At 70.1% G+C, this 11884-nt stretch carries 12 protein-coding genes and 2 tRNA genes; 7 read left to right on the plus strand and 7 right to left on the minus strand.

Annotation, left to right across the window (positions count from 1 at the left end; all coding sequences use genetic code 11):
* Positions 1–7 precede the first annotated feature (7 nt).
* Positions 8–814: a maleylpyruvate isomerase family mycothiol-dependent enzyme gene (locus G3I40_RS38445; RefSeq protein WP_164559455.1), complete on the minus strand. Its 807-nt coding sequence runs from the start codon at positions 812–814 to the stop codon at positions 8–10.
* A 10-nt stretch (positions 815–824) separates the two neighbouring features.
* Positions 825–1466: a TetR/AcrR family transcriptional regulator gene (locus G3I40_RS38450; RefSeq protein WP_203645549.1), complete on the minus strand. Its 642-nt coding sequence runs from the start codon at positions 1464–1466 to the stop codon at positions 825–827.
* 112 nt (positions 1467–1578) lie between these two features.
* On the opposite strand from G3I40_RS38450, the gene G3I40_RS38455 reads away from it, so the two are divergent.
* The gene (locus tag G3I40_RS38455; RefSeq protein ID WP_203645551.1) at positions 1579–3129 is read left to right on the plus strand and encodes an MFS transporter; all 1551 of its coding nucleotides are present in this window, start codon (positions 1579–1581) and stop codon (positions 3127–3129) included.
* Here G3I40_RS38455 and G3I40_RS38460 read toward each other — a convergent pair.
* From G3I40_RS38460 to purS, 5 genes are all read right to left on the minus strand, one after another.
* A complete protein-coding gene (locus G3I40_RS38460; RefSeq protein WP_343245154.1) occupies positions 3026–3967 on the minus strand; it encodes a M23 family metallopeptidase in 942 nt (313 codons plus the stop codon). The genes G3I40_RS38455 and G3I40_RS38460 overlap by 104 nt on opposite strands.
* Before the next feature lie 91 nt (positions 3968–4058).
* The gene (locus tag G3I40_RS38465) at positions 4059–4556 is read right to left on the minus strand and encodes a helix-turn-helix domain-containing protein (RefSeq protein ID WP_164559456.1); all 498 of its coding nucleotides are present in this window, start codon (positions 4554–4556) and stop codon (positions 4059–4061) included.
* Positions 4557–4666: 110 nt separating this feature from the next.
* Positions 4667–6916: a phosphoribosylformylglycinamidine synthase subunit PurL gene (gene purL / locus G3I40_RS38470; protein WP_164559457.1), complete on the minus strand. Its 2250-nt coding sequence runs from the start codon at positions 6914–6916 to the stop codon at positions 4667–4669.
* Positions 6913–7596, minus strand: coding sequence for a phosphoribosylformylglycinamidine synthase subunit PurQ (gene purQ, locus G3I40_RS38475; RefSeq protein ID WP_164559458.1), 684 nt, complete (start codon positions 7594–7596; stop codon positions 6913–6915). Before purQ ends, purL begins: the two co-directional genes overlap by 4 nt.
* The gene (purS, locus tag G3I40_RS38480) at positions 7593–7859 is read right to left on the minus strand and encodes a phosphoribosylformylglycinamidine synthase subunit PurS (protein ID WP_164559459.1); all 267 of its coding nucleotides are present in this window, start codon (positions 7857–7859) and stop codon (positions 7593–7595) included. The genes purQ and purS overlap by 4 nt, the downstream gene beginning before the upstream one ends.
* A 349-nt stretch (positions 7860–8208) precedes the next feature.
* On the opposite strand from purS, the gene G3I40_RS38485 reads away from it, so the two are divergent.
* From G3I40_RS38485 to G3I40_RS48210, 6 genes are all read left to right on the plus strand, one after another.
* Positions 8209–8529, plus strand: a complete 321-nt coding sequence (locus G3I40_RS38485) for an Lsr2 family protein (protein ID WP_164559460.1) — start codon at positions 8209–8211, stop codon at positions 8527–8529.
* 124 nt (positions 8530–8653) lie between these two features.
* A tRNA-Gly gene (locus G3I40_RS38490) sits at positions 8654–8725 on the plus strand.
* A gap of 94 nt (positions 8726–8819) precedes the next feature.
* Positions 8820–8895 (plus strand) — tRNA-Gly (locus tag G3I40_RS38495).
* A gap of 131 nt (positions 8896–9026) precedes the next feature.
* On the plus strand, positions 9027–9998 hold the full coding sequence (locus G3I40_RS38500) for an ABC transporter ATP-binding protein (protein ID WP_164559461.1): 972 nt from the start codon (positions 9027–9029) through the stop codon (positions 9996–9998).
* Complete coding sequence (locus G3I40_RS38505; protein WP_164559462.1) at positions 9995–10777, plus strand: ABC transporter permease; 783 nt, start codon at positions 9995–9997, stop codon at positions 10775–10777. The genes G3I40_RS38500 and G3I40_RS38505 overlap by 4 nt, the downstream gene beginning before the upstream one ends.
* Positions 10759–11884: histidine kinase (locus G3I40_RS48210; RefSeq protein ID WP_164559463.1), on the plus strand; the 1126-nt coding region annotated here is incomplete at its 3' end. The genes G3I40_RS38505 and G3I40_RS48210, both read left to right, overlap by 19 nt.

The raw sequence follows: 11884 nt of genomic DNA on the forward strand, positions 1-11884 counted from the left end.
GCGCGGTTCACGCCATGATCGGCAACAGCCCGCTCAGATCGGCCCGTTCGCCGCTCGCGCTGACGTGCGCGCCGTCGAGCGCCGCGGCCCAGTGCGTCCGTCCCGTGGCCAGCCGGATCCAGGTGAGCGGGTCGGTCTCCACCACGTTGGGCGGGGTGCCGCGGGTGTGCCGGGGGCCCTCGACGCACTGCACGACGGCGAACGGCGGGATGCGGACCTCGGTGGAGGCGCCCGGCGCCTTCACCGCGAGCGCGTCGGCGAGCAGCCGGGTGGCGGCGGCCAGCGCCTGACGGTCGTACGGGATGTCCAGGCCCGGCAGCGCGTCGTTCATGTCGTCGGTGTGCACGACCAGTTCGACGGTGCGGGTGACCAGGTAGTCGCCGAAGGGGATGGCGAGGGAGCGCGCCGGGAGCACCCGGGCGTCGTCGGTGGTGTCGAGGTGCTCGCGGAAACGCTCCTCGGTGCGGGCCAGCAGCGCGGCGAGGTCGGGGTGCTGACGGGCGAGGTCGCGGCTGCGGTCGGCGATGCCCGCGGCGCTCGCCGCCGTGGCGAACGGCCAGTCGAGCGCGGTGTCCTCGGCCTTGGGCGGCACCGGGTGCGACAGGAAGAGGTCGACCGTCCCGAGCGCCATCGACAGGTGCGCGACCAGGTCCCTGACAGTCCAGTCCCCGAGCCGCGTCGGCGACGCCAACTGCTCGGGCGTGAGGGAATCGACCGCCTTGCGTACGTTCCCGAACTGGGCCAGGACGGCCGCGCGGATCTTGGCCGGGTCGTAGGACCGCACGCGCTTCTTCGGGGTCTTGGGCGAGGTCATGTCCGCGACCCTACGCCCGGACCGCGAACGTGCTCAGGCCCTTTTCGACCAGCCCGAAAGCCCGCTGCGCCCGCGCGGGGGCGTCCGCCGCGACGTCGTCCGCGGACTCGCCCGCCAGCACCCGCCGATGGTTCTCGCTCATCAACGCGCCGATGACACCGGACAGTTGGGCCGCGGCCACCGAGGACAGCAGTGCGTCGCCGGTCTCCTCGGTGAGCACCTGGGCCGCCATCACCTCGGCGCGCACCGTCCACAGCAGGGCCCGGCGGGCCAGCGCCGGGGTGCTGTTGATCAGCTGGATCAGCGCCAGCTCGCCGCCCTGCTTGCTCAGGCCGATCGACGGATCCCGCTCGGCGATCTTGCGCAGGACCATCTCGCGGGTCGCGGCCGCCGCGGACTGCCCCGGCGCACGGCTCCCGATGGCCCGCGCGAGGTCGCCGACGTGCTCCTCCATGGGGCCCATGAGGAGGTCTTCCTTGGTCTTGAAGTAGTTGAAGACCGTCATCTTCGAGACCTCGGCGGCCTCGGCGATCTGCGCGACGGAGACCTGGTCGTAGCCGTGCTCCAGGAACAGGTCGACGGCCGTGCGCCACACCTTCAGCGCCGTCTGCTTCTTCTTGCGCTCGCGCAGCCCGAGCCCTTCGTCCACCATAGCCGCACTGTACCAAGGCGAATTTTAAGCCAGGCTGAGAATTCATCCCGACCAATTTTTACTCCCACTCGAAATATTGACCAGGTACATACTCTCGGACAGGGTGAGGTCCATGACCGCGACCCAACGCAAGATCGGCATGATCGTCTGCCTCCTGACGGTCGTCCTGGCCGTGCTGGACATGCAGATCGTCTCGGCGGCGGCCGTGCCGATCGTGCGCGACCTCGACCCGGCGCACGGCATCGAAACGTTCCCGTGGCTGGTCAGCGCGTTCGCGCTCGCTTCGGCCGCGATGCTGCCGCTGTACGGCAAGCTCTGCGACACCCTCGGCGCCAAACGCGTCTTCGTCGGGGCCGTCGCCACCTTCCTGCTCGGCTCGGCGCTGTGCGGGCTCGCCCGGTCGATGACCCAGCTGATCGCGGCCCGCGCCCTGCAAGGCCTGGGCGGCGGCGGCCTGATGAGCATCACGATGGTGGTGATCGCCCACCTCAGGGACCCGGACGACGAGGACAGCGGCAGCAAGGGCGGCGGAGTCGCCGGCATCGTCGCCGGCGGCGGCATGGCGCTCGGCCCCTGGCTCGGCGGCTTCCTCACCGACCACGCGAGCTGGCGCTGGATCTTCTACGTCAACCTGCCGATCGGCCTCGCCGTCCTCGCCACCTCCGCACTCGTGCTGAAGCTGCCCGACCGCCCGGTGCGCCGCCCGCTGGACTGGGCCGGTGCGGGGCTGGCCGCCACCTTCTCCACGGCGCTGCTGCTGGCCACCGACTGGGGCGGCAAGAAGTACGCCTGGTCGTCACCGGAGATCGTCGGGCTGCTGTGCGCGACCGTGCTCGGCCTCGGCCTGTTCCTGTGGCGCCAGGCCCGCACCGCCGAACCGATCCTCCCCCTCTCCCTCTTCCGCATCCCCGAGCTGCGCTGGGGCTTCGCCGTCCAGGGCATCACCGGCGCCGCGATGATGTGCGCGATCTACTACGTCCTCGTCTATCTCCAGGTCGCCCGCGGCCTGACCAGTGCCGCCGCCGGGCTGTATCTGCTGCCGATGGCGGTCGGCATGACGGTCGTCGGACTGCTCGTCGGGCGCCTGCGCTGGACGGCCCGGACCTTCACCCTCCTGGGCACCCTGACGATGGCGGCGGTCTTCGTCCTCTTCGCGACGACCCTCGCGACCGACACCTCCCTGTGGCTGGTCCGCGCCGAACTGCTCCTCGCCGGCGTCGGCTTCGGTCAGCTCATCGGCCAGCTCATCCAACTGGTGCAGGACGCGGCTCCCCGCCCCCTGCTCGGCGTGGCCATGACGAGCATCCGCTTCTTCCAGACGCTCGGCACCGCGCTGGGCGCCGCCCTCTTCGGCACCATCCTGTTCCACCTGGCCGGCACCGACGTCAATGCCATTCCCACGCTGCACGGCACCCAACACACCACTGCCGTACGGGACTTCGTGCACGCCACGACCGTCGTCTTCTGGTGCGGAGCCGCGGTGATGCTGCTCGGCACCCTGCTGGCGACGAGACTGCCGCAGCGCCGGCGGGCAGCCGCCCCCGCACCGACGACGAGGGTCAGCGGGCCTGCGCCGAATCAGCCTGCGCCGAATCGGCCTGCGCCGAATCGATCCGACCTGAGTCAGCCTGAGCTGGATCGGCCTGCGATCGATCGGCCGTGAACGTCTCGCCGTTCGCGGGCAGCCCGGTCCCGCGCCACCGGAACGGGACGCCCGACGCCAGGTCCAGGTCGGGGCCGTCCATCAGCTGGAAGTGGACGTGCGGCTCGGTCGAGTTCCCGGAGTTGCCGCAGCGGGCCATCTCCTGCCCCGCCCGCACCCGGTCGCCCGGACGCACCGTCAGGGAGCCGCGCTGGAGGTGCGCGTACATCGCGTACACCCCGTCCCCGAGGTCGAGGACTATGTGGTTGCCCACGATCCAGCCCGCGCCGCACATCTCCCGTATCGCGCTCTCCAGGAGCAACAAGTAGGCGTATCCGGCAAGGGAGTTGCGGCTGAGATGGTCGCGGCGCCAGTCCGAGGCGTGCACCACCGTGCCGTCGGCGACGGCGTACAGCGGTTCGTCGAAGGCCGGGAAGGAGCGCGGGCGGCGGGCTATGGGCCACACGACGGCGAACCCGGGACGGGACCGCTTCCCCGCGCTCCCGGCACCCGCAGCGCCATCGGCGTCCCCGGAACCGCCGGCGCCCTCGGCCACGATGTCGATCGCGTACGTCTGCCCGTACGCGTGCGTGCCGTGGCTCGGCACCTTGTCCGCCGGGCTGTTCAGCGCGGACCAGCGACCGCGCACCGGTGGGTCCACCTCGCGCGGCGCGCTCCGCGCATGCGGCCGCGGCCCGGTCCTGCCCACTGCCTGCCCGATGACGAGCGACAACCCGAGCGGGAGGAACGCCCACCATGTGTCGATCGGCCAGGCGTCGAAGAAGCCACCGACGACCATGGCCAGAAAGACCAGTTGAAGGAGTCTGTACAGCATCATTGCCGACTTGCGTGTGAACACGGTCGATTCCCCCGTCGTCGGTGTCGGACAGCGTCGGTGTCAGGCCGGTCGGGCCGCGGTCAGCCGTCGTCGGTGTCGGACAGCGTCGGTGTCAGGCCGGTCGGGCCGCGGTCAGCGCCACCAGGAGCGGCACGACCCTCCCCGCCGGTACCTCGTAGCGCCCCCGGCCCGCGGAGCGCAGCCACCCGGCAGCGGTCAACTGCCGTAGGTGGTGGTAGATCTGGCCGCTCGTGCCCACGTCGTCGAGCTCGGCCAGCTCGGTGGCCGAACTGCGGCCGCCGAGGACCTCCCGCAACAGCCGCAGTCGCAGCCCGTGCCCCAACGCGGCGAACGTCTCGGCCATGTCGGTCCAGTCGGACGCGAGCAACTCATCGGTGATCGTCGCGTACTGCCACTCGTACTCCTTGTCTCCCGGCAGACGGACCGCGCCGGTGAACAGCACACCGCCGCTCGCGACCTCGGCCAGCTGCTCCTTCAGCCCTTCGAGCGCCCAGAAGGTGCCCTCGGGGACCGTCGGAGCCTGCGGGCCCCGCTCCATCGCGTCGAGACGCCGCTCCAGCCCGGCGACCCGCCGCTCAAGATCCGTCATGCATCGAGATTACGTAATTACGTAGATCCCGACAACCCCTCGTTCGAGTGATCCGAACACGACGAAGCCCCCCACCCGTGACGGGCAGGGGGCTTCGGAACCGGCCGGACTCAGGCCAGCAGCGCCGGAATCGTGTTCTCGTGCGCCTCGCGCAGCTCGGCCAGCGGCAGGGCGAACTCGCCCTGCACCTCGACCGCGTCACCGTCCACGACACCGATCCGGGTCACGGGCAGACCCCGCGCCCCGCACATGTCCGTGAAGCGCAGTTCCTCGCTCCGCGGGACGGCCACGACCGCACGGCCCGCCGACTCGGAGAACAGGAACGTGAACGCGTCCAGGCCGTCCGGGACGACCAGGCGCGCACCCTTGTCGCCGAGCAGCGCCGACTCGACCACGGCCTGGACCAGGCCGCCGTCGGACAGGTCGTGCGCGGCGTCGATCATGCCGTCGCGGGAGGCGGAGATCAGGATGGCGCCGAGGAGGCGCTCCCGCTCCAGGTCGACCTGCGGGGGCAGCCCGCCGAGGTGGTCGTGCACGACCTGCGACCAGGCCGAACCGCCGAACTCCTCCCGCGTGTCACCGAGCAGGTAGAGGAGCTGGCCCTCTTCCCGGAAGGCGACCGGGGTGCGCCGGGCGACGTCGTCGATGACGCCGAGGACGGCCACGACCGGGGTCGGGTGGATGGCGGCCTCGCCGGTCTGGTTGTACAGCGAGACGTTGCCGCCGGTCACCGGGGTACCGAGCTGCAGGCAGCCGTCGGCAAGACCGCGGATGGCCTCCGCGAACTGCCACATGACGGCCGGGTCCTCGGGCGAGCCGAAGTTCAGGCAGTCGGAGATAGCGAGGGGCTTGGCGCCGGTGGTGGCGACGTTGCGGTACGCCTCCGCCAGCGCGAGCTGCGCGCCCGTGTACGGGTCGAGCTTGGCGAACCGGCCGTTGCCGTCCGTCGCGATGGCGACGCCGAGGCCGGTCTCCTCGTCGATGCGGATCATGCCGCTGTCCTCGGGCTGGGCCAGCACGGTGTTGCCCTGCACGAAGTGGTCGTACTGCGAGGTGATCCACTTCTTCGACGCCTGGTTCGGCGAGGAGACGAGCGCGAGGACCTGCGCCTTCAGCTCGTCCGACGTGGCGGGCCGGGGCAGCTTGCCGGCGTCGTCGGCCTGCAGCGCGTCCTGCCACTCGGGGCGGGCGTAGGGACGCTCGTAGACCGGGCCGTCGTGCGCGACCGTGCGCGGGTCGACGTCGACGATCTTCTCGCCGTGCCAGAAGATCTCCAGCCGGTCGCCGTCGGTGACCTCACCGATGACGGTCGCGATGACGTCCCACTTCTCGCAGATCTCCAGGAAGCGGTCGACCTTCTCCGGCTCCACGACGGCGCACATGCGCTCCTGCGACTCGCTCATGAGGATCTCCTCGGGCGAGAGCGTGGAGTCGCGCAGCGGTACGTCGTCGAGCTCGACGCGCATACCGCCCGAGCCGTTCGACGCCAGCTCGCTGGTGGCGCAGGAGATGCCGGCGGCGCCCAGGTCCTGGATGCCGACGACGAGCTTCTCGGCGAAGGCCTCCAGGGTGCACTCGATGAGGAGCTTCTCCTGGAACGGGTCGCCCACCTGGACGGCCGGACGCTTCGACGGCTTTGCCTCGTCGAAGGTCTCCGAGGCCAGGATCGAGGCACCGCCGATGCCGTCACCGCCCGTCCGGGCGCCGTACATGATGACCTTGTTGCCCGCGCCGGACGCCTTGGCGAGGTGGATGTCCTCGTGCCGCATGACGCCGATGGCACCGGCGTTGACCAGCGGGTTGCCCTGGTAGCAGGCGTCGAAGACGACCTCGCCGCCGATGTTCGGCAGGCCCAGGCAGTTGCCGTAGCCGCCGATGCCGGCGACGACGCCGGGCAGCACGCGCTTGGTGTCGGGGTGGTCGGCGGCGCCGAAGCGCAGCGGGTCGACCACGGCCACGGGGCGCGCGCCCATGGCGATAATGTCGCGCACGATTCCGCCCACTCCTGTAGCAGCACCCTGATAGGGCTCTACGTAGGAGGGGTGGTTGTGGGACTCCACCTTGAAGGTGACGGCATAACCCTGGCCGACGTCCACGACACCGGCGTTCTCACCGATACCGACGAGCATGGCGTCGCTCTGCGGTGCCTTCTCGCCGAACTGGCGCAGGTGCACCTTGGACGACTTGTAGGAGCAGTGCTCGGACCACATGACCGAGTACATGGCGAGCTCGGCGCCGGTCGGGCGGCGGCCGAGGATCTCGACCACGCGCGCGTACTCGTCCTTCTTCAGGCCGAGTTCGGCCCAGGGGAGCTCGACGTCGGGGGTCTGTGCGGCGTTGTCGACGGTGTCGAGGCTCATGAGGCGGCGACCAGCTTCTTGAGGATCGAGGTGAAGAAGGGGAGGCCGTCGGTGCGGCCGGTCCCCACGAGGGGCTCCACGGCGTGCTCCGGGTGCGGCATCAGACCGACGACGTTGCCCGCCGCGTTCGTGATGCCCGCGATGTCGCGCAGCGAGCCGTTGGGGTTGAAGTCGACGTAGCGGAAGACGACCCGCCCCTCGGCCTCCAGCATGTCGAGCGTGTGCGCGTCGGCGACGTAGCGCCCGTCCATGTTCTTCAGCGGGATGTGGATCTCCTGGCCCGCCTCGTAGTCGGACGACCAGGCCGTCGTGGCGTTCTCGACGCGGAGCTTCTGGTCACGGCAGATGAAGTGCAGGTGGTCGTTGCCGAGCATCGCGCCGGGAAGCAGGTGGGCCTCGGTGAGGACCTGGAATCCGTTGCAGATACCCAGGACCGGCAGGCCCGCCTTCGCCTGGTCGATCAGCGTCTCCATGACCGGCGAGAAACGCGAGATGGCGCCCGCGCGCAAGTAATCGCCGTAACTGAATCCGCCCGGCAGGACGACCGCGTCGACCTGCTTCAGATCCTTGTCCTTGTGCCACAGAGCCACCGGTTCGGCGCCGGCCAGGCGGATCGCGCGCTGGGTGTCCCGGTCGTCGAGGGAACCGGGAAAGGTGACGACGCCAATACGAGCGGTCACTTTTCGGCTCCCGCCACGAGCTCCTCCACCTTGACGGTGAAGTTCTCGATCACGGTGTTGGCGAGGAAGCTTTCCGCCAGCTCGTGGATACGGGCGAGGGCGGCGTCATCCACCGGCCCGTCCACTTCGAGCTCGAATCGCTTTCCCTGGCGGACGTCGGAGATGCCGTCGAAACCGAGGCGCGGCAGCGCACGCTGCACCGCCTGGCCCTGGGGGTCGAGGATCTCCGGCTTGAGCATGACGTCGACTACGACGCGTGCCACTGGCACTCCCGGTGTGTGGTGCTGAGCAGGTCCGTTCAGCGTACCCGCCCAAATCTTCTACTCGCGTAGACCGTAGGAAGCTACGAGAGCCGGATCACATTACGGCAACAACATGAGATCCGCACGGAAAATTAAGGGAAAGACTCCGGATATCCGATGCGACAGACACGCGCAGGTTTTTAACTGGTCTTCCCAGCGCATTGCCGGGCAGGGTAAAAAGGAAAAGGCGCATACAGGCAACCAGTCTGAACTCGGACCGGATCATTGTCCGAGCTTTGCCCGACAACAGCTGAACAGTCGACATCACCGCACGTCAAAGCGGGGGTGCCAGACGAAGGGACCGATATTCGTGGCGCAGCGTGTCGTGGTCACTCTCTTTGACGACATCGACGGCGGAGAAGCGGCGGAAACGGTCGTCTTCGGTCTGGACGGCAGGTCGTACGAGATCGACCTCAATCCAGCCAATGCCAAAAAGCTCCGCAAGGCCCTGGCCCCGTACCTGCAGGCGGGACGCAAGCGGTCCAGCAGGACCGGCAAGGCGTACAAGCACACCGACCTGAGCCCGGACCCGGCCGCCGTGCGCGCCTGGGCCCGCTCGAACCGGTTCGAGGTGCCGCCGCGCGGCCGGATCCCCAAGCGGGTCTACGAGGCGTTCGCCGAGGCCAACTGATGTCGCCGTCCCGGAGGTCAGGAGGCCTTCGGGACAACCGACTTGCGCTGCACCCCCGCCGGTCAGCTAGAGTCTGGAGCACGCCGAGGGGCAAGGCCGCAGGGCCGGACCCCGAGGAGTACATGCGGGTGTAGTTCAGTAGTAGAACATCCCCCTTCCAGGGGGAAGGCGCAGTGTGCAATTCCTGTCACCCGCTCTGCATCGCGTACCGATCACTCTTCTGGGTGCGGTAGGCTGATGCTCGCGCCGATCGGGCCGTGTCTTTCAGATGCGCAGTGGTCGGAGGCAATGCGAACGTAGCTCAGTTGGTAGAGCGCAACCTTGCCAAGGTTGAGGTCGCCGGTTCGAACCCGGTCGTTCGCTCCAGATCGAGAAGCCCCGGATCCTGATGGATCCGGGGCTTCTCGCATTTCTCCCCTCCTCCTTCTGACATTTGTCATGTCCGTCGATGACAGCGCGCACTGCCGACCGGCCTCCACGGACGGAAGGCTGGACTCATGACCACCAACGAGCGCGTGATCGACGTCACTGATCTGCGCCGCGTGTACGGGGACGAGAAACGGGGTTCCTTCGAGGCGGTGCGCGGAGTGAGCTTCTCCGTGGGCCGCGGCGAACTCTTCGCCCTCCTCGGCACGAACGGCGCCGGCAAGACCTCCACGGTCGAACTCATCGAGGGACTCGCGGCCCCGTCCGGCGGACAGGTACAGGTGCTCGGGCACGACCCGTACCGCGCACGCACCCAGGTGCGGCCGCGCATCGGCGTGATGCTCCAGGAGGGCGGATTCCCGTCCGAGCTGACCGTCGCCGAGACGGTACGTATGTGGGCCGGGTGCACCAGCGGGGCGCGGCCCGTCGTCGAGGCGCTGGAGGCCGTCGGCCTCGGTGGCCGCCACACGGTGCGGGTCAAGCAGCTGTCCGGCGGCGAGAAGCGGCGGCTCGACCTCGCGCTCGCGCTGCTCGGGCGGCCCGAGGTGCTCTTCCTCGACGAGCCGACCACCGGGCTCGACGCCGAAGGGCGCCGCGACACCTGGGAGTTGGTGCGCCGGCTGCGCGCCGAGGGCACGACCGTGCTGCTGACCACGCACTACCTCGAAGAGGCCGAGGAGCTCGCCGACCGGCTGGCGATCCTGCACGAGGGGCGGATCGCCGCCGAGGGACGCGTCGACGAGGTCGTCGCCGCGCAGCCCTCGCACATCTCCTTCGAACTGCCCGACGGGTACTTCGTGGGGGACCTGCCCCCGCTCGCCTCCCTCGGGGTGGACACCCACCAGGTCGAGGGGCGTCTGGTCCGGCTGCGTACGGACGAACTGCAGCGGGCCGCGACCGGGCTCCTGGTGTGGGCCCGCGACGCCGGCGTCGAGCTGCGGCGCCTCGACGTGCGGGGCGCGTCACTGGAGGAGGCGTTCCTGCGGATCGCGCAGGACGCGAAGAGTGCGGGTCCGCAGCGCGCGAAGGAGATGGCGGCATGAGTACGGCGACGATGACCACCACGGCCGCGGGGCGGCTCGGCTCCCTGGCGCGGGCCGAGCTGACGCTCATCGGGCGGAGCAAGGGAGTGCTGTTCACCGCCCTTTTCGTGCCGCTGGTGCTGCCGTTCAGCATCAGCGCGTCCGCGACCGAGGAGCGGCTCAAGGGCACCGGGCTGAACCCCGGCACCATGGTGCTGTCCTCCGCGATCGGCTTCTCCCTGCTGTTCGCGGTCTACAGCTCGCTGGTCAGCGTGTACGCCTCCCGGCGCGAGGAGCTCGTCCTCAAGCGGCTGCGCACCGGGGAGCTGCGGGACACCGAGATCCTCACGGGCGCCGCGCTGCCCGCCGTCGTTCTGGGTCTGGCGCAGGTCGTCGTCCTGGCGGTGGCCTGCACGCTGCTGCTCGACACGGGCGCACCCGAGGCTCCCCAACTGGCCGTCCTCGGCATGGTGTTGGCGATTCCGCTGTGTGTCGCGCTGGCCGCGCTCACCACCGTCTTCAGCCGCAGCGTGGAGAGCGCGCAGGTCGCGGCGATGCCGATGCTGCTGGTCACGATGCTCGGCTCGGGCACCATCATGCCGCTGGAGAACATGCCGGACACGCTCCGGTCCGTGTGCGAGCTGCTGCCGCTGACGCCCGCGCTCTCGCTGGTCCGGGGCGGATGGAGCGGTGAGATGTCGGGCGGCGACGCACTGCAGGCGCTGGTCACGGCGGTGGCCTGGCTGGTCTTCGCGGTGTTTGCTGTACGACGGTGGTTCCGGTGGGAGCCGCGACGCTGAGAGGGGCCGACGTGCGGGTGCGGTGGCGGGACCGGAGCAAGATCGAGCGGGTCGAGTGGCAGACCCAGTTCATGTTGCGCGCCGTCAACTGGTTGTTCTTCCTGGCCTGGTCGGCGCTCGGCCTGGTCGGAAGCCTGGAGGGCCGGACCGGGTACCTCCTCGGGGGCGCCCTCATCGCGGTGAACGTGGCCCAGTGCCTGGTCGCCGACCGGCACATGCGGGCCGCCCTCGACCAGTACCTCGGGCGGCGGCAGGTGCCGCGGGCCATGACGGTCGCCGCCGGCCTGCTGGGCGTCGTGGCGCTCGGCCTGATCGCGGCCCTGGCGGCCAGCGGCAGCACGAAGGCCGGCCTGATCGCCATGCCGCTGATGTTCGCCCCGATGCCGTTCGCCAGCACCTACGTCCTCGTGACCCCGGTATGGACGTTCGTGCGGCAGGCGGCCGTCGGCGTCGTGGTCGGGGTCGGCCTCGCAGCGCTCGTGCGGCCCACGGCCGTCGCGCTGATGGTCGTGGCCGGGCTGCTGATCCTGTGCGCCGCACTCTGCCTGGCGTGCTTCCGGTGCAGCGGCTGGACCCTCTCCGTCATGTGGGAGTCCGAGCACGCCCGCGAGGTCGAGGCCCGGCTCGCCGTCGCCGAGGAGCGGCTGCGGTTCGGGCGGGACCTGCACGACGTGATGGGGCGCAACCTGGCCGTCGTCGCCCTCAAGAGCGAACTGGCGGTGCAACTGGCCCGGCGCGGGCAGGAGGACGCCGCCGTGGCGCAGATGATCGAGGTGCAGCGCATCGCCCAGGAGTCGCAGAAGGAGGTGCGGGCCGTCGTACGGGGATATCGCGAGGCCGACCTGGCGGCGGAACTCGCCGGTGTGCGGGGCGTGTTGAGCGCGGCGGGGATCCACTGCACGGTGACGGGCTCGGCGGCCGGGCTGCCGCCCGAGGTGCAGTCCGCGCTCGGCTGGGTGGTGCGGGAGGCGACGACGAACGTGCTGCGGCACGGGGATGCCAAGGAGTGCTCGGTACGGCTGGCCGCGGGGCCGGAAGGTGTGGTGCTGACGGTGGAGAACGACGGGGTCACGGCGCGGGCCGGGGCCGGCGGCGGCTCGGGGCTCG

Origin of the sequence: Streptomyces sp. SID14478 (genome assembly GCF_010548525.1) — a bacterium.
Taxonomy (GTDB): Bacteria; Actinomycetota; Actinomycetes; order Streptomycetales; family Streptomycetaceae; genus Streptomyces.